The organism is Geobacillus thermocatenulatus, from assembly GCF_002217655.1.
GTDB lineage: Bacteria > Bacillota > Bacilli > Bacillales > Anoxybacillaceae > Geobacillus > Geobacillus thermocatenulatus.
The window spans coordinates 438,857-455,176 of record NZ_NEWK01000002.1 but is presented as its reverse complement, the minus strand read 5'-3'; the positions used below and the strand labels follow the sequence as shown (position 1 = coordinate 455,176).

Sequence of the window (16,320 nt, the reverse complement as noted above, 5' to 3'; positions counted from 1 at the left end):
CTCCGCGGCTTCGCGGGGCCCGCTTTTTAAACGGCCAACAGGCGGGAAGGCCGCATGAGAGAAGAGAGGATGTGTACGGAAAGAAGGAGGGGAACCATCGTGGGAAAAGCAACAGGATTTATGGAATATGCACGTGAGGAAGAGAAAAAGCGCGATCCGCTTTCCCGTCTTGATGATTGGAAAGAATACACGCAGCCATTTTCCGAAGACGTGCTGGCCCGCCAAGGCGCCCGCTGTATGGACTGCGGCACGCCGTTTTGTCATATGGGATTGGAGCTAAACGGCCTGACTTCGGGGTGTCCGGTGCACAACTTGATCCCAGAATGGAACGATTTGGTGTACCGAGGCCGCTGGAAAGAAGCGCTTGATCGTTTGCTGAAAACGAACAACTTCCCAGAATTCACCGGCCGCGTCTGCCCGGCGCCGTGCGAGGGGTCGTGCACGGTGGCGATTTCCGACCCAGCGGTGGCGATTAAAGGCATTGAACGGGCTATTATTGATAAAGGGTTTGCCGAAGGATGGGTGAAACCGCGCATTCCGAAAACGCGAACAGGGAAAAAAGTGGCCATCGTCGGCTCTGGCCCGGCTGGGCTCGCCTGTGCCGACCAACTTAACCAAGCTGGCCATTCGGTGACGGTATACGAGCGGGCGGATCGCATCGGCGGCTTGTTGATGTACGGGATTCCGAATATGAAACTGGAAAAAGAAGTGGTCGAGCGGCGGGTGCGCCTGCTCGAAGAGGAAGGCATCACGTTTATTACGAACACCGAAGTCGGCAAAGATATTACGGCTGACGAACTGCGTGCTCAGTACGACGCCGTCGTCTTGTGCATCGGTGCGCAAAAGCAACGTGACTTAACCATTGAAGGAAGGGAACTTAAAGGCGTTCACTTTGCGATGGATTATTTAACCGGTGTCACGAAAAGCTTATTAGATTCGAACTTTGCCGACGGTCAGTCCATCGATGCCAAAGATAAACATGTCATCGTGATTGGCGGCGGCGATACGGGCGCCGACTGCGTGGCGACCGCGCTGCGCCAAGGCTGCAAAAGCGTTGTCCAGTTCGGCAAACACCCAGCGTTGCCACACAAGCGCCCGGACCACAACCCGTGGCCGCAATATCCGCTCGTCTTTACGCTCGACTACGCGTACGAAGAAGCAAAAGCGAAATTCGGCGCCGACCCGCGCCAATATTGCATCCAGACGAAAAAAATCGTTGGCGATGAATACGGCCGCGTGAAAGAACTGCATACGATTCAAATGGAAAAAATCATCGATGAAAACGGCCAAGCGATCTTTAAAGAAATTCCGGGGACGGAACAAGTATGGCCGTGCGATTTGGTATTTATCGCCATCGGCTTTGAAGGTCCGGAGCAGCCGGTGTTGAAGCAGTTTGGCGTGGAAACAGTGAACAATAAAGTGAAAGCCCCTTACGGCAAATATACAACAAACATCGAGGGCGTGTTTGCCGCCGGCGACGCCCGCCGCGGCCAAAGCTTAATTGTCTGGGCCATCCACGAAGGCCGCGGGGTGGCTCGTGAAGTCGACCGGTTCCTGATGGGAGAGACGAAGCTGCCGTGGTGATCCCCTCCTCCTTAAAAAGCACCGCTTTTTAAGGAGGATTTTTTGTTTTTCTGGAAAAGAAGATATAAGGAGGAGAGTGATGCTCAACATGAATCGACGATTATGGATCACTGCGGCCATGAGTCTTGGCCTTTTTTTGCTTGTTTGGACAGGCGTGGCCTCTGGATGGACGGAGAGAATGGATGAAGAAGGGCTGCGTCTGTTCGATCATTGGAAGTGGCTTGACCCGTTTACGTTTCTTGGCAATGGAAGGACGATTGGCATCATCAGCATTATGTTTGTCATTGGTTTATGGTTTTTCCGCCGCGATGTCTACGGAATGGTGTTGGTTGTGATCGCAGTCGGCGGAGGATATGGCATCAATGAGTGGCTGAAACATGCCATCGGCCGGGCTCGACCGCCTCATGCTGAAATCGGCGGATTTAGTTTTCCAAGCGGTCACGCGATGATCGGGACGATTTACTTGTTGCTGTTGGCGTACTTTTTGGCGCAAACGCGCGCCAAGCGTGGAGAAAGGGCGGCCATTTACGGCGTGTTTGCGGCGCTGGCGCTCTTAACCGGCTTAAGTCGGTTAAGCTTGCAAGTGCATTATCCGTCTGATGTGCTGGGAGGATTTGGGCTTGGAGGTGCTTACTTGGCGGTCTGCCTTGCTCTTTATCGGATGTGGACTCATCGAGGCGGTCGTTTGTAGCTTGATAAGTTTGGGGTGTAATCAAAAAATGGTTTTTGCTCCGTGTTTATTTGATGATCAAGCCGATTCATCGGCTTGATCTGGCGTCTGATCTTGTTGAAAAGGAGAAGAAAATCTCTTTTTCTATACTATGACGTTGTGTGGGACAATGGTACAATGGGAGAAAGGAGGTGAGAAACGATGAGCCAAGCCGAACTCGTGCAAATGATGGCCGAACTGCTTGACCAAAAGCTCAATCCCATCCACGTGCGGCTCGATCGGATTGAAGGAAATGTCCGAGCGCTTCAAGAAGGGCAGGCGCGGCTGGAAGGCGAAGTGCAGGCACTCAAAGAAGGGCAAGCACGCCTCGAAGGCGAAGTGCAGGCACTCAAAGAAGGGCAGGTGCGCCTCGAAGGCGAAGTGCAGGCACTCAAAGAAGGGCAAGCACGCCTCGAAGGCGAGGTGCAAGCGCTCAAGGAAGGGCAGGCGCGTTTGGAAGATGAAGTGCAGTTGTTACAGGAGGGACAAGCCCGCTTGGAGCAGCGGCTTTACCGGGTTGAGGAGGATGTGCGCACATTAAAAGCGGATATGAACGCGGTCAAAGGCGACGTCCAAACATTGAAAGCCGACATGGATATGGTCAAAGGCGACGTCCAAACATTGAAAGCCGACATGGATATGGTCAAAGGCGACGTCCAAACATTGAAAGCCGACATGGATGCGGTCAAAGGCGATGTGCAAACATTGAAAGAAGGACAGCGACGGCTTGAAGCGAAAGTTGAACGGGTCGAAGAAAAAGTTGACAATCTCACAACAGAAATGCGGAGCCATTTTCGCCACATCGAGAACATGCTTCATAAGCATCAGGCCGCTCTTGATCTGGCTTCGCGCGAGTTCTCTACCAAGCAAGCATCTATCGATTATTTGATGAGAAAAGTGGCAGAGCATGATATGGAAATTTTCCACTTAAAAAATTGTCTCCAACCATAGTGTCCTTCACTGCAACAAGCAAAAAATCTAAAAGGCCAGTGGCAGCTAGGAAAATACGATGGAATAAGGCGTGTTTTCACTGGTCTTCTAGACAGCTTTTTCAGCATATTTTATAGAGAGAAAGATTCGAGCCACAAGGGGAGGAAGCGATATGGCGGTCCGCGTCGTGAAAACGGGGTATGCGTTGGCGTTTTTGTGCATGATTGCCGGGATGGTGTATTTTTTTGCCGCCAATTGGCCGGAGATGGGGCGAGAGGTGAAAGTCGGAATCAGCATCGGCATGATGGCGGCGTTTTACATCGCAAGCGCGGCGCTTTGGGGCCGCCGTCGTTTCTTAGGGCGTTGGATGTTGATCAGCGGAGTGTTGTCATTTGGCATTGCGTTGGCGCTGCTCGGCCAAATTTACAACTCGCATGCGGACAGTTATTGGCTGTTTCTTGTCTGGCTTGCGCCAACCGCTTTGTTGGCGCTGTTGACAAAAGAACGGGTGCTTTCCGTGATCGCGATTGGGCTGCTGCAGCTTGCGTGCTGGTTTTATTATTTTCCGTCCGCTTATCGGATTGAGTGGACGGAATGGTCTTCGTTTGGCGTGCTGTCGTTATTCGTGATCATAAACGGTGTTCTTTTTATTTTCGTTCGGACACCGCTCATCGCTTGCTTGGTTTACCTAGCCATGCAAGGTTGGCTGCTTGTGATGGACATAACCGGGTTTTCCTATGGGCGCGACGCATGGTGGCCATACGTGTATGCCGTGTTGCTCGCTGTGTTGCTTTATTATTTTCTTGTCATCGCCAAGCAGCGGTTGTATGTGTTGTTGACGAGTTTGTTTGCTGGACTGTTTTTGTTCATTCAATACATTCGCTTGCTCGCTGATCATTATGGAACATGGTTGCTTCTCATTGGGCTCGTGGCGGCTGTTGCCGTGTTGTACGGGGGCGTTGTGTTATTGCGGCGCACGGGGCTGTTTTCAGCAAAGACGAAAGCCGGGAAATGGTTTTTGGCGGCGTTTCAGGCGATTGTCACACTTGCGGCTTCCGCGTTGGCCATACAAAGTCTGCTTGGCTTGTATTTTCTTTGGACAGAGTCATGGTCGCCTTACATGCTCTTTTTCATTTCCATCTTTGGATTTGTCGTTCCCGCCTCATTGGGCCGGCATTGGAATGCGGTCGTTCGTTATACTCTGCTGGCTGTTGGTTATGGGCTCGGGGTGGCGATGGCGGGGGAGGTCTCGCGGCTGGCTCTGTTCCTCTATGCCATTGGGCTTGCGATTGGCGTCATCCGGGCATCAGACAGCGGAGTGCGCCGGTTGACGACGGCGGCGCTGACGGTCTATTTCGGGATCGCCTTAAGTTCGGCGATGGATGACGGCCGGACGGTGTTGCTCACCTTGGCTTTGGTCAACGGCGGGTTGTATGCGTATGGCCGCTTTCGCGGAACGCCGTTTCTCACTCCGCTTGTCTTGGCGTTCGGAGCGCTTGGGATCGCGACGAGCGCCGATGTATTTGCGGCTGATGGACTGTACGTGGCGTTGAATATCGTCATGGTCTTGGCGCTTGCCTTCTTTCTTTTCCGCGGTCGGCAACTGGAGCGGAAGACCGCTTGGGTGTACACGGCGCTTTATCTCGTGCTGAAATATTACGAGTTCGCCTGGAATTTGCTTCATAAATCGATCAGCTTGCTGGCGGCAGGCGTGGCGTTGCTTGCATGGACATTGTGGCTCGAGAAACGGAATGGCTTCACATGGGCTAAGGGAGTGCGCTGGGGGCGGCGCGTTTCATTGTGGACGCTCATAGTCGTGATCGCTCAATTTTCATTTTTAGGTTATACCGTGTGGCAAAAAGAGCGATTGCTGCGATATGGTGATGTCGTAAAGTTGGAACTTGAGCCGGTGGATCCGCGTTCCATGCTGCAAGGGGATTATATTCAGCTTCGGTACGATATTTCCACCATTCCGTCGCTTGATGGAAGCGGACGGGTGCAAGTTGGGCTGCGAAAAGGAGCGGATGGGGTGCATCGTTTGGCTGGCGTATATATGGTGAATGGAAACAAAAGGCCGGGATACACGCCGCAGCCTGGGGATGTGATCATCACCGGCACGTTCCACGGCCCGCAAGTCGTGTATGGCATTGAATCGTATTTCATTCCGGAAAAAACGGGGATGACACGGCAAGAGAATGTTCGGTTTGCCTATGTGCGCGTGAGCGAAAGCGGGGATGCGCTGCTCGAAGCGATCCGTGCTGAATAAAGATGGCGCGGGGAAAGCAGGAGAAACTACTCCCCAGCATACCGTTCTAACACGCGGTCGACCGCGTTGCCGTATATTTCGCCGAATAAATTGAGATGAACGAGCAAGTAAAACAGCTGGTAGAGTGGTTTTCGGTCATGATAATCAGCCGAGAGCGGCATAAGCTCGCGATAGCTTTCATAAAACCGGAGCGGAAAGCCGCCAAACAGCTCGGTAAACGCGATCTCAAACTCATGATGGCCATATAAAACAGACGGATCGATCAAATACGGCACTCCGTCTGGCCCCGGAATCCAGTTGCCGCTCCATAAATCGCCGTGCAACAGCGACGGGAAACAGTCATCCGGAAGCCATTGGTCAAGCCGCTCGAGCAGCCATTCGAGACGTTTGTGCCGCTTGGCGGGCAGGAGGCCTCTCTCCGCCGCCCGCGTCATTTGTGGTCTAAGGCGGGCGTCGCGGTAATAGTCGGGCCAGCGGCCGTACCAGCCGTTGCGCTGCGGCAGCGTCCCGATGTACGTATCGCGGTCAAGGCCAAACGCCGGGCCGCGGCATTGATGGAGGCGGGCAAGGCCGTGTCCGAGCTGTTCGGCCGTCTGCGCCGTTTCCGTTCCTTCGACCCATTCCAAGACGAGCCAGCCCCAGCCGTTCGCTTCACCAGAGCCAAAGACGCGCGGAACACGGATGGCGCCCGTTTGTCGGATCAGCTCCAATCCCGTTTGTTCAGCGGCGAAAAAATCGGCCGGCGGGAAGTGCTGCATTTTGATAAAGTACGTTTGCTTGCCGCTTTGGACGCGATAGGCGTCATTGATGTCCCCGCCTGAGACGCGGCGCCAATGGCGGATGCGGGAGTGATCGCCGATCGATTCGAGCGCCATTTGCAACATCGTTTCTTTGGTCATGGATCCACCTCCGCCAATTGCTCATTGAGCTCGGTCAGCACTTGGCCGATTTTCCGGCCGTGAATGACAGCGTCGGCGAGATCGTCCAAGTCAGTCGGCTCCCAATTGATGATGACAAGCTTCGCACCGTTTCGTTTGGCGACAAACGGCAGCTGGTTGGCCGGCGACACTTGCAGGGAGGAGCCAAGCACGAGGAATAGATCAGCCTGTTGGGCAGCCTCCCATGCTTCCGTGATGGCTTTCTCCGGCAATGGCTCGCCAAACAACACAACCGACGGGCGCAAAACTCCGCCGCATTCGCACGTCAACACACCGTGCAAATAGACAAAGCTTGGCTTTGCTTGCCCGCACCGCTGACAATGGACGGTGCGGAGCGAGCCGTGAAGTTCAATGACGCGTCGGCTTCCCGCTTCTTGATGAAAGCCATCGACATTTTGCGTTACAATCGTCTGCACGATCCCGCGCCGTTCCCAATCGGCCAACAAGCGGTGTCCGTCGTGCGGCTGGCACTGTTGCAGCGTGCGAATGCGATATTGGTAAAACTCGACGAACGATTCACGGCGATGATGCAATGCATCGATGGTGGCGAGTTCACTCGGATTGAAACGCGCCCACAGCCCGGTGCGCGGCGAACGGAAATCGGGCAGCCCGCTTTCCGTTGACATGCCGGCGCCTGTGAGCACGACAGTTCGGCGCGAGGCGGCCAGCCATGAGGTGATGGTCATTTCGTTTCCCTCCTTAACTGTCGCAACCATAGCGACTCTCATTTCCGCTGCTTCATCTCTTTCCACCAATCATTTTACTTTTCCTTTTCACTCATTTCCAGTATGATAGAAATGAAAGAAAAAAATGGACAAGGAGGCGGGAATCCATGAGCAAAAAAGTGCTGATCATTACGGGTGATGCTGTTGAGGCGCTTGAAGTATACTATCCGTATTACCGCTTGCTTGAAGAAGGTTATGAAGCGACGATTGCCGCGCCGAAGAAAAAGAAACTGCATACGGTCGTTCACGATTTTGCCGACTGGGATACGTACGTGGAAAAGCAAGGATATTTGATCGACGCCCATGCGTCGTTCGCCGAAGTCGATCCGGCGCAATACGACGGATTGGTCATTCCGGGTGGGCGCGCTCCGGAGTACATTCGCCTTGATGAGAACGTGCAACGCATCGTTCGCCATTTCTTTGAGGCGAATAAGCCGATCGCCGCGATTTGCCACGCCTCTCTCATTTTTGAAACGATGCCGGATTTGTTGAAAGGACGCAGCTTGACAGCGTATATTGCTTGCAAACCCGGTGTCGAAGCGCTCGGAGCAACGTATGTGTCTGACCATACAGTCCACGTTGACGGCAACCTTGTCTCCGCCCATGCGTGGCCGGATTTGCCGGCGTTTATGCGTGAATTTCTCCGCTTGCTTCAATAGCGGAACCGAAGCGGTTTTCCTCCAAACGGGGAAAACCGCTTTTTGTGAAAAGAACATGATGTGAGCGGCAACGTTCGTGTCTGGTTGGATGGTGAAAAACGGTGACAGTGTGCTGGTTCACTTCGTTTTTTTATTAATGTAATGGCAGCAAACGATTTCGACGGGAACGAGGGGCGTTTTTCCATCATGCCGCCAGCCGATGCAACAGAAGGAAGCCGGGCGAGCGGCCCAGCCTACAGAAACAGATTGTCACTTGTATGATGTCTTGGTAGCGCGGCCGCTCAAGCCAGTACGATATGGGCGCTAACACGATAAAAGCGACGCACCAACGGATCAACGTCAGCCAAAACGGGCCCGTTTCCGCAATGATTGACTTCCCGATGACGTAATGGCCGGCCCAAAACAAGTTGGCCAGCACGAGAAACAGCTTTTCTCTCATTCTTTTTCGCTCCTGTCTTTTACGTTTACTTCATTGTTGCTCTGATTTCCTTCTTGCATGTTGTTTTTCTGCCGTCAGCCACCCCTGTTGCTGTTTTGCCCACAGCGGAACATGAACGGCGGGAAGAATGATGCGGCCGCTCAAGACGCATGCCGTTTCGCGTTCGGCGGAAAGGTGCGTGCGTCTGCAGAAAGGGGCATGTACAATAAGGGTTGTCTTTTTCCGGTTCATAGGATAACATTTGTACCGTAAGATGATTTACTGATTTAAACAAAAATAGAGAAAAGGAAGGACGATTGGTTATGGCATTACCAGGCGGGGCAGCCATGAACATTACGATTCGTCTCCAGTTCGAAAAAGATATCGTCTCATTCAGCGATATCGCCGCCGCGATTGGCAAAGCGGGCGGGGACATTGTCGGGATTGACGTCATTTCGTCAAGCAAAGTTCACACGGTGCGCGATATTACCGTCAGCGCCCTCGATACGAAGCAGTGCGACTTGATCATTGAGGCGCTGAAAAAAATTCGCGGCGTCAAAATTGTGAACGTTTCCGACCGCACGTTTTTGATGCACATCGGGGGGAAAATTGAAACAAATTCAAAAATCCCAGTGAAAACACGCGACGACTTGTCGCGGGTGTACACGCCGGGCGTGGCGCGCGTCTGCACGGCGATTGCCGAAGATCCGCGCAAGGCGTATTCGCTGACGATTAAACGGAATACGGTCGCCGTTGTCTCGGACGGCACGGCGGTGCTTGGGCTTGGCGACATCGGTCCGTACGCGGCGATGCCAGTCATGGAAGGGAAAGCGATGCTGTTTAAGGAATTTGCCGGAGTGGACGCGTTCCCGATTTGTTTGGATACGAAAGACACGGAAGAAATCATTCAAATTGTGAAAGCGATCGCCCCGGCGTTTGGCGGCATTAACCTGGAGGACATTTCCGCCCCACGTTGTTTTGAAATTGAAAAGCGGCTGAAAGAAGAGCTGGATATTCCCGTGTTTCATGATGACCAGCATGGCACGGCGGTCGTGCTCTTGGCGGGACTGCTTAACGCGCTGAAAATCGTTGACAAAAAGCTCGAAGACATTAAAGTCGTCTTAACCGGCATCGGTGCGGCCGGCATCGCCTGCACGAAAATTTTGCTTGCGGCCGGCGTGCGCAACATTATCGGGGTCGACCGCCATGGCGCCATCCACCGCGATGAAACGTACGAAAATCCGTACTGGCAAGAGTATGCGCAACTCACGAACCCGGATAATCTGAAAGGAAGCTTGTCCGATGTCATCGCCGGCGCAGATGTATTTATCGGCGTTTCGGCTCCGGGCATTTTAAAAGTGGAAGATGTGAAAAAAATGGCGCGCGATCCGATCGTGTTTGCGATGGCCAACCCGATTCCGGAAATTGATCCGGAGCTGGCCGAACCGTACGTGCGCGTCATGGCGACCGGGCGTTCCGACTATCCGAACCAAATCAACAACGTCCTTTGCTTCCCGGGCATTTTCCGCGGGGCGCTTGACTGCCGGGCGAGAGAAATTAACGAGGAAATGAAGCTCGCTGCCGCGAAGGCGATTGCCTCTGTCGTGACGGAGGATGAATTGAACGAAACATACATCATCCCGAGCGTCTTCAACAGCAAAGTCGTCGAACGCGTCAGACAAGCGGTCGTCGAAGCGGCTTACCGCACTGGGGTGGCGCGGAAGGACAATATCCCGGTTGGCGGATATACAGGGCAGTAAAGCAAGGAATGCGATGGAACCGACGGACGGCTTCCTTTATAGGGGAAGCCGTTTTTTTTGGCTGCAGGAGCGGGTCTAACCGTGGATGCGGCGGGCTAAACCTAGTTTAGGAATAGGAAATCAAGCGCTTAAGGGGCGAAGGGCCGATGATCGACCAATATTTCCAAAAAATCAACGAACGTCTAGAACTCGTTTTAAACCATGAAAAGGACAATCTAAAAAAAGCCGCTCACGCCATAAGCGAAGCGATTCAAAACGGCGGAATCATTCAGCTATTCGGATGCGGCCATTCTCATATTTTAGCAGAGGAAGTGTTTTACCGCGCGGGCGGACTTGTCCCGGTGAAGCCGATCTTTGTCGAGCCGCTCATGCTTCACGAAGGAGCGATGCGGTCGTCCATGTTGGAGAGAATGAATGATTTCGCACAACATTTTATCGATCATGAGGATATCCGTCCTGAAGACGTATTTTTTGTGTTGTCCACATCGGGGCGCAATCCGGTTCCCATTGATGTGGCGCTGGCGGCGAAAGCAAAAGGCGCTTATACCATTGCGGTGACGTCCTTGGAATATTCCAAAAGCCAGCCCTCGCGGCATAAGAGCGGCCGGTTGCTGTATGAGGTCGTCGATCTTGTGATTGACAACCACTCCGTGAAAGGTGATGCGATTTTAGCCCACCCAAACGTTTCTGTTCCATTTGCCCCTACTTCGACCGTGATCGGCAGCGCGATTTTAAATGCGGTTTTTTCGGAAGCCATTGCCCTTATGGCGGAAAACGGAGTTGAGCCGCCTGTCTTTTTAAGCGGCAACATCGAGGGGGCGGACGAACATAACCGCCGATGGGTGGAGAAATATAAAGCACGCATTCCCGTGTTGGTCGAGGGGCATCAGCCGTAACAATACGAGGAGGCGCTCTATAGCCAACCGCCATCCGTTCTTGCTAAAATAGTAGCAAACGATGAGACGGTGGGAGATGGAGACCGATGCGTTTTGATGAACGGGTGCGGCTGTATGCCGATAAGCTGAACGACACGGACGACCAAATTGTTGACTATATGATGGAGCACCGCGAGGCACACCACCTTAAATGAAACACCACTTGCGCCGTTGGCCATGGATGCACAACAACGATTTACTGTTCAAGTCAAGCCGAACGAAGTGCAAACCGTGCTTGTCGTTGATAAAGAATAAAATGGTCATCAAAGCTGGGGCTTGCAACCCCGGCTTTTTCTGTTTGAAACAACAGGAGAAACATGATCATCTGTTTTGTAACACAGCTGTAACAATGTTAAATGAAATGGTTCAAAAAAGAGGCTGTCAACTCCCTTTTTCCTAGAAAAATGTGGGTGGCTAGAATAATAGAGGGGAAAAAGGAACGGCAATTAGTGAAAGGATGCTGCTTCCAATCGTTGCAGCTGCCGTGATGGGAAGCGAACTGGCAATGAAAACTAGCGCTTTGTTTTCCGGGTGTTGCCAGACTGCGTGTTTTTCCATTTTAGCCCAAAAATATTACAAAAAACCCGTGTTATAATGAGGGCGAAGGCAAGGGAACAACGAAATCGTTCCTCTTCGAATCTCATCGTGTAGGCATGATTGACGGACGCAATATCTCTGAAACTTTCAAATAGAGGATACAAGGAGGAATTCCGATGAAGAAAAAAACGTTAGCAACCATCGCCGCTTCGGTCGCGCTCGTCGGCGTTTCATTTGCCGCGACAACGAAAACGGAAGCAGCAGGGACGACGTGCCCGACAGCGAACGCGTATCAAGTAAAATATGTAAGCACAAACATTCAAGATTTTGAGAAATGGTTGAAACAATACTTCCCGTTTGTTTCGTTCCAATCGGCAAAACCGGCAGTGCAGCAACCAGCGGCAAAACAACCGGCGGCAGCGAAACCGCAAGCCCCGGCAACGGTCAAACAGCCAGCGACGAAACCGGCTGTGAATACGCAAGCACCGGCGAAAACGCCAGCGACGGCCCCAACAGCAGCGCCGCAAAAAGCAACTGGCTTAAACGCCTATGAGCAACAAGTCGTGGAGCTGACGAATAAAGAGCGGGCGAAATACGGCTTGCCGCCGCTTCAAGTGGACTTGGCCCTCAGCAAAGTCGCCCGCGAAAAATCGCGCGATATGGCGGTTCACAACTATTTCTCGCACAACAGCCCGACGTACGGTTCTCCATTTGAGATGATGAAAAAATTCGGCATCTCGTACACGGCTGCTGGGGAAAACATTGCCAAAGGCCAACGCACCCCGCAAGAAGTGGTCAATGCGTGGATGAACAGTGAAGGCCATCGGGCAAACATTTTGAACAAAAACTTTACGCATATCGGCGTTGGTTTTGAAGAAAATGGATATATTTGGACGCAGCAATTCATCCGCAAGTAAGAGACAAACGAAATGCAAGTCGAGGGTGTCCCAACAGGATCGGGACACCTTTTTTATATAGTCATGAAACAGGAAAAACACCCTTTTGGTTCTGCCTTTTTTATTTGAAAAATATTTCTCCGATCCCCTATCAAAATATGATATAATTTCCAAAGAAATTCGAAAGACGAAAGATTAGGGGGACAGCGGATGCGAATACGCGATTGGGACCGCAACCTAAAAGTGCGCCTGTTTGGCGAGGCGCTCATGAATACGACCTTTTGGATGTTTTTTCCGTTTATCTCGATTTATTTTGCCGATGCCTTTGGCAAAGAGACAGCGGGGCTGCTGATGATCGCTTCACACTTGTTTTCTGTCATTGCCAACTTGATGGGCGGCTATTGTGCTGATGTATTCGGACGCAAGCGTATGATGGTATTGTCCGCCTACGGTCAGGGGGCGGCGTTTTTCGTTTTCGCTTTGGCCAGCTCCCCATGGTGGTCGTCGCCGTTTGTCGGCTTTCTTTGCTTTACGTTCGCGGGCATTTGCGGGGCGTTTTATTGGCCGGCGAGCCAGGCGATGGTGTCCGATGTGGTTCCGGAGAAAGACCGGAGCGATGTGTTTGCTGTGTTTTACACATCCATCAATATTTCGGTTGTCATCGGCCCGACAATTGGCGGTCTTTTTTATGCTGAGCATCGATTTGCCTTATTGCTTTTGGCGGCATGTTCATGTTTTGCGATGGCAACACTGCTCTCCAAAACGTTGCGTGAGACAGCGCCGCTAGCCGCAGCCGGCCAACAAAGGAGAGGGACATGGCAGTCTTTTTTGCGCACGCAGTTCAAGCAGTATGCCATCATTGTCCGCGACCGTGTCTTTTTCCTGTTTATCGTTGCTGGAGTGTTGGTGGCACAAACGTTTACACAGCTTGACTTGCTGATCCCGGTATATACAAAAGAAACAGTAGAAGCCGAAACATTGGCAGGATGGACGATTGACGGCGCGAGCGCCTTTAGTTGGCTCATGGCCGAAAACGGTCTGTTGGTCGCACTATGCACGGTGGCTGTGACGCGTTGGATGTCTCGCTATTCGGAGCGGCAGGCGTTTGTCGGTTCATCTGTCTTATATGGCATCTCGATGTGGCTGTTTAGTCAAACATCCTCGCTGCTTGGATTGATCGCGGTCATGGCGCTGTTTACGCTGGCTGAGCTGATGACAGCCGGCATGCAGCAGTCGTTCATTTCCCGCTTGGCTCCAGAGGCGATGCGCGGCCAATATTTTGCGGCTGCCAGCCTTCGATTTACGATCGGGCGGATGCTGGCGCCGCTGTCGCTCGTCGCGGCGGAACGGATCGGCTATGAATGGACGTTCGTTGTCCTTGGGATGCTGGCGCTAGGAAGCGCGGCCTTATACGCCTGGATGTTTCAACAAGTCGGGCGGCGAATGGAGCGGCCGAACGCTTCGTTTTTGCGATAATGGGCGGTGCAAACGGCTATCCGTTTTTTGCTCAGGCGGGTATAATAAAAAGCGCACCGTTGTTCGTGTAACATATATTCCCTGTCTCTGACATAAAGTGGAACTAGACAGCGAGAAGGAGAGGGGAAGCGCTCATGAAACCGCGCGTGTTCGAACCGGATGCCATTGAGGGGGAAACGGGAAGCCGCGGCGGTCAGAACGGCGCCGCGGCGTTGGCGCGCAGCGAAAAGAGGCAGCAGGCGCGCGTTTTGTCTCGGGAAAAGAGGAGAAAAAAGCAATACCGTCTCATCGGCTGGCTGCTTGTCGCTATTGTCGTTCTGTGGGGGGCGAGCACGCTTCTTTGGAGCGGGTATGGGGCGTTGAAGACGGCCGCGAGCCGAGAAATGGCCATTATGCGTTTAAAAGATGCGATCGAAGACCGCAATGTGGCCGTTTTGCAGGCGATGCTGCGGGTGACGGAGGAAACCGTGCCGATCAACGAGAAAACGCTGGCGCCGTTGTTCGCGTATGTGGAACGGCACCCAGAAGCGTATGAACAGCTGGATCGGGAGTTTGCCCGTCAGCGTAAGGGCGGCCACGTGTATATTAAAGGATTGACATCTCACCCACCGGTGTTTATGATTCATGTGTTTGAGGATCGGTATGTGTTTGAGCCAGCCCTCTATTTTCTCCATGTCCGCGTCGATGATCCGGAGGCGTCGCTTGTTGTCAATGGGGTGAAAGCGGAAGAGGAGGCGACGAAAGACCCATTTGTCAAAAAAATCGGCCCGTATTTGCCGGGCGCGTACACTGTAACCATTGTCCATTCGAATGGGAAAAAGAAAACCATCCGCGTTGAGCTGTTTGGCGGCGCCCGCGTCCATGAAGTCGATATCACGAAATGAACGAATAAGCAAATACTGCTTCCACGACGGCGGTAATGACAACATCTTGCGTCTGCACAGGCGGCGCTGATGAGGAAATGCTGAGAACAGCCGGATTGTATGGCGCCGGCCGAGGCGATGACTGTTCTTTCAGTTCAATCGGTGTGTCATAAAGAGGCAAGCTGAGAGCGCGGGCGATGGCCAGCGCTTTTTCTTTGGCGTTTTTCACGGCCAATGCCAACGCTTGCTGGTAATAGGCTTGTTCGTTTGCTAGACGGAATTCCAAGCCGCGGGCGAGGTTTGCTCCATGGGCAACGGCCGCCTCGTAAATGGCGCCGGCTTTTTTAGGATCGCGGACGGTGATTTCCAGCCAATGTTCGACTTCATAGCCAGATAAAGCGGTTGTTCCGTTATGATGTTCGTATGTTGGCCGGATGGAAAACGATGTCGTTTCAATGTCTTCTATTGGAATGCCAAGCGCCTTTAATGCTTCGATGACGGCATTGGTGCGTTTGCCATTGTCAGTCAGGGCTTCTTGGATGTTGTGATGTTCTGTATGAACGCCGATTGCGATGAGGACGGTATCCGGTTTGGCGATGACGGTTCCTTGGCCAGTGATGGCCAGTGTGGGGCGAGAAGCGGCAGGGGGAGCGGGACGATGCCATGACTGCATTTCATTCCCTCCTTCCACCATTAGGCGGCTTTTTGATCCTCGTCCGCCGCTTGCCAATAGTAGACGCGCGGCAGTCCGACATAGCACCAATATTCTTTCAACAGCGAGATCACGACAAAGGAGGCAAATTGCCAGTCGATTGAATTCATCTCCATTTCTCCTTTCGATGGTTTCACTATAGCTTATTCGAAGCGGCCATTGTCCTATGCGCGCTGTCCAGTTGGCGATGAAACTTCTTTGGGCGCTTGTACGTATCATGGAATGGACATGCTATAATGAAAGAAAAGATCAAGAAGGAGAGGGACCATGAAGCAGCTGCTTCGTACGATATGGCGTTGGTTTGTCTCATGGAACGCAGGGGTCATCGTCGCGGTGATCGTATTCATTGCCGCTGATTTTCGCTTTTGGCCTTCGATTTTATCCGGAATGGGGGCGATGTGGGGGGTGTCCGCCATCATGAAAAGGCGGCATCATCGCCTGCCAGCTGATGTGTCCGCTGAGGAGCTTGTCTACGTTCGCAGTCAGCTTGGCGAAGCGCGCGCGTTATGGAAGCGGCTTCGTCGCGCTCGCTATCGGCTTCGTTCGGTGGCGATGTGGCAAACGGTTTCCCGGTTGAGTGCCATCGTCGATCGAATCATTCGTGCCATCGAGCAACAACCACATCAACTGCGCCTCGCCCAGCCGTTTTTCTTAAACGAATGGCCGACGGCGGTGGAGATGGTGGAGAAATACATTTATTTGGCGCAGCAGCCGGTGCAAAGCGCCGATATGGCAAAAGCGTTGCAGGAGACGGAAAGAGTGCTTGACGAGCTGACTTCAGTGGCTGAACGACAGTTGCTTGAGGTGTTATCGAACGACATTTGGTCGCTGCAAACGGAAGCGAAATGGCTAGAGCGATCGCTCCGACAATCGGATGGGCTTCGTCTGCCGCTGTCAAAGAAAGGAGAATGA

Annotated in this window: 16 protein-coding genes; 11 read left to right on the top strand and 5 right to left on the bottom strand. The window is 52.7% G+C overall.

Going from position 1 to position 16,320, the window contains the following annotated elements:
• Positions 1-99 precede the first annotated feature (99 nt).
• The 4 genes from B9L19_RS11195 to B9L19_RS11180 all read left to right on the top strand — a co-directional run bounded on the left by B9L19_RS11195 (position 100) and on the right by B9L19_RS11180 (position 5,489).
• Positions 100-1,584 (top strand): glutamate synthase subunit beta, encoded by a 1,485-nt coding sequence (locus tag B9L19_RS11195; protein ID WP_089113941.1) that lies wholly within the window; start codon positions 100-102, stop codon positions 1,582-1,584.
• A 79-nt stretch (positions 1,585-1,663) separates the two neighbouring features.
• A complete protein-coding gene (locus B9L19_RS11190) occupies positions 1,664-2,275 on the top strand; it encodes a phosphatase PAP2 family protein (RefSeq protein WP_033024398.1) in 612 nt (203 codons plus the stop codon).
• A 180-nt stretch (positions 2,276-2,455) separates the two neighbouring features.
• The gene (locus B9L19_RS11185; protein ID WP_089113940.1) at positions 2,456-3,244 is read left to right on the top strand and encodes a coiled-coil domain-containing protein; all 789 of its coding nucleotides are present in this window, start codon (positions 2,456-2,458) and stop codon (positions 3,242-3,244) included.
• Positions 3,245-3,395: 151 nt separating this feature from the next.
• Positions 3,396-5,489, top strand: a complete 2,094-nt coding sequence (locus B9L19_RS11180; RefSeq protein ID WP_089113939.1) for a GDYXXLXY domain-containing protein — start codon at positions 3,396-3,398, stop codon at positions 5,487-5,489.
• 26 nt (positions 5,490-5,515) lie between these two features.
• On the opposite strand, the gene B9L19_RS11175 is transcribed toward B9L19_RS11180, so the two are convergent.
• Together B9L19_RS11175 and B9L19_RS11170 are read right to left on the bottom strand one after the other, a co-directional pair.
• Positions 5,516-6,388, bottom strand: coding sequence for a fructosamine kinase family protein (locus B9L19_RS11175; protein WP_047753247.1), 873 nt, complete (start codon positions 6,386-6,388; stop codon positions 5,516-5,518).
• Positions 6,385-7,113: an NAD-dependent deacylase gene (locus B9L19_RS11170; RefSeq protein ID WP_047753246.1), complete on the bottom strand. Its 729-nt coding sequence runs from the start codon at positions 7,111-7,113 to the stop codon at positions 6,385-6,387. Before B9L19_RS11170 ends, B9L19_RS11175 begins: the two co-directional genes overlap by 4 nt.
• 146 nt (positions 7,114-7,259) lie before the next feature.
• On the opposite strand from B9L19_RS11170, the gene B9L19_RS11165 reads away from it, so the two are divergent.
• Positions 7,260-7,811, top strand: a complete 552-nt coding sequence (locus B9L19_RS11165) for a DJ-1/PfpI family protein (RefSeq protein WP_023634140.1) — start codon at positions 7,260-7,262, stop codon at positions 7,809-7,811.
• 184 nt (positions 7,812-7,995) lie between these two features.
• Here B9L19_RS11165 and B9L19_RS11160 read toward each other — a convergent pair whose 3' ends face one another.
• On the bottom strand, positions 7,996-8,250 hold the full coding sequence (locus B9L19_RS11160) for an EamA family transporter (protein ID WP_025951262.1): 255 nt from the start codon (positions 8,248-8,250) through the stop codon (positions 7,996-7,998).
• Positions 8,251-8,552: 302 nt separating this feature from the next.
• Here B9L19_RS11160 and B9L19_RS11155 point away from each other — a divergent pair, with 302 nt between their 5' ends.
• The 5 genes from B9L19_RS11155 to B9L19_RS11130 all read left to right on the top strand — a co-directional run bounded on the left by B9L19_RS11155 (position 8,553) and on the right by B9L19_RS11130 (position 14,717).
• Complete coding sequence (locus B9L19_RS11155; RefSeq protein WP_025951261.1) at positions 8,553-9,989, top strand: NAD-dependent malic enzyme; 1,437 nt, start codon at positions 8,553-8,555, stop codon at positions 9,987-9,989.
• Between the two features lie 146 nt (positions 9,990-10,135).
• The gene (locus B9L19_RS11150; RefSeq protein ID WP_025951260.1) at positions 10,136-10,885 is read left to right on the top strand and encodes an SIS domain-containing protein; all 750 of its coding nucleotides are present in this window, start codon (positions 10,136-10,138) and stop codon (positions 10,883-10,885) included.
• 752 nt (positions 10,886-11,637) lie between these two features.
• Positions 11,638-12,378 (top strand): CAP domain-containing protein, encoded by a 741-nt coding sequence (locus tag B9L19_RS11140; RefSeq protein WP_047753245.1) that lies wholly within the window; start codon positions 11,638-11,640, stop codon positions 12,376-12,378.
• 189 nt (positions 12,379-12,567) lie between these two features.
• Positions 12,568-13,833: an MDR family MFS transporter gene (locus B9L19_RS11135; protein WP_025951258.1), complete on the top strand. Its 1,266-nt coding sequence runs from the start codon at positions 12,568-12,570 to the stop codon at positions 13,831-13,833.
• Positions 13,834-13,967: 134 nt separating this feature from the next.
• Entirely contained in the window at positions 13,968-14,717 is a 750-nt protein-coding gene (locus tag B9L19_RS11130) for a zinc ribbon domain-containing protein (RefSeq protein ID WP_025951257.1), read from the top strand.
• Here the strand turns inward: B9L19_RS11130 and B9L19_RS11125 are convergent.
• Positions 14,707-15,369 (bottom strand): SIMPL domain-containing protein, encoded by a 663-nt coding sequence (locus tag B9L19_RS11125; RefSeq protein ID WP_047753244.1) that lies wholly within the window; start codon positions 15,367-15,369, stop codon positions 14,707-14,709. The genes B9L19_RS11130 and B9L19_RS11125 overlap by 11 nt on opposite strands.
• A gap of 20 nt (positions 15,370-15,389) precedes the next feature.
• A complete protein-coding gene (locus tag B9L19_RS19580; RefSeq protein WP_255350121.1) occupies positions 15,390-15,518 on the bottom strand; it encodes a hypothetical protein in 129 nt (42 codons plus the stop codon).
• Positions 15,519-15,675: 157 nt separating this feature from the next.
• On the opposite strand from B9L19_RS19580, the gene B9L19_RS11120 reads away from it, so the two are divergent.
• Entirely contained in the window at positions 15,676-16,320 is a 645-nt protein-coding gene (locus B9L19_RS11120) for a 5-bromo-4-chloroindolyl phosphate hydrolysis family protein (protein ID WP_025951255.1), read from the top strand.

What these genes read in the sequence shown, in the direction of transcription:
- B9L19_RS11135 (WP_025951258.1), top strand. Translation starts at nt 12,568, where the DNA reads ATGCGAATACGCGATTGGGACCGCAACCTAAAAGTGCGCCTGTTTGGC.
- B9L19_RS11165 (WP_023634140.1), top strand. Translation starts at nt 7,260, where the DNA reads ATGAGCAAAAAAGTGCTGATCATTACGGGTGATGCTGTTGAGGCGCTT.
- B9L19_RS11120 (WP_025951255.1), top strand. Translation starts at nt 15,676, where the DNA reads ATGAAGCAGCTGCTTCGTACGATATGGCGTTGGTTTGTCTCATGGAAC.
- B9L19_RS11170 (WP_047753246.1), bottom strand. Translation starts at nt 7,113, where the DNA reads ATGACCATCACCTCATGGCTGGCCGCCTCGCGCCGAACTGTCGTGCTC.
- B9L19_RS11185 (WP_089113940.1), top strand. Translation starts at nt 2,456, where the DNA reads ATGAGCCAAGCCGAACTCGTGCAAATGATGGCCGAACTGCTTGACCAA.
- B9L19_RS11140 (WP_047753245.1), top strand. Translation starts at nt 11,638, where the DNA reads ATGAAGAAAAAAACGTTAGCAACCATCGCCGCTTCGGTCGCGCTCGTC.
- B9L19_RS11175 (WP_047753247.1), bottom strand. Translation starts at nt 6,388, where the DNA reads ATGACCAAAGAAACGATGTTGCAAATGGCGCTCGAATCGATCGGCGAT.
- B9L19_RS11155 (WP_025951261.1), top strand. Translation starts at nt 8,553, where the DNA reads ATGGCATTACCAGGCGGGGCAGCCATGAACATTACGATTCGTCTCCAG.
- B9L19_RS11125 (WP_047753244.1), bottom strand. Translation starts at nt 15,369, where the DNA reads ATGCAGTCATGGCATCGTCCCGCTCCCCCTGCCGCTTCTCGCCCCACA.
- B9L19_RS11190 (WP_033024398.1), top strand. Translation starts at nt 1,664, where the DNA reads ATGCTCAACATGAATCGACGATTATGGATCACTGCGGCCATGAGTCTT.
- B9L19_RS11160 (WP_025951262.1), bottom strand. Translation starts at nt 8,250, where the DNA reads ATGAGAGAAAAGCTGTTTCTCGTGCTGGCCAACTTGTTTTGGGCCGGC.
- B9L19_RS19580 (WP_255350121.1), bottom strand. Translation starts at nt 15,518, where the DNA reads ATGAATTCAATCGACTGGCAATTTGCCTCCTTTGTCGTGATCTCGCTG.
- B9L19_RS11180 (WP_089113939.1), top strand. Translation starts at nt 3,396, where the DNA reads ATGGCGGTCCGCGTCGTGAAAACGGGGTATGCGTTGGCGTTTTTGTGC.
- B9L19_RS11150 (WP_025951260.1), top strand. Translation starts at nt 10,136, where the DNA reads ATGATCGACCAATATTTCCAAAAAATCAACGAACGTCTAGAACTCGTT.
- B9L19_RS11130 (WP_025951257.1), top strand. Translation starts at nt 13,968, where the DNA reads ATGAAACCGCGCGTGTTCGAACCGGATGCCATTGAGGGGGAAACGGGA.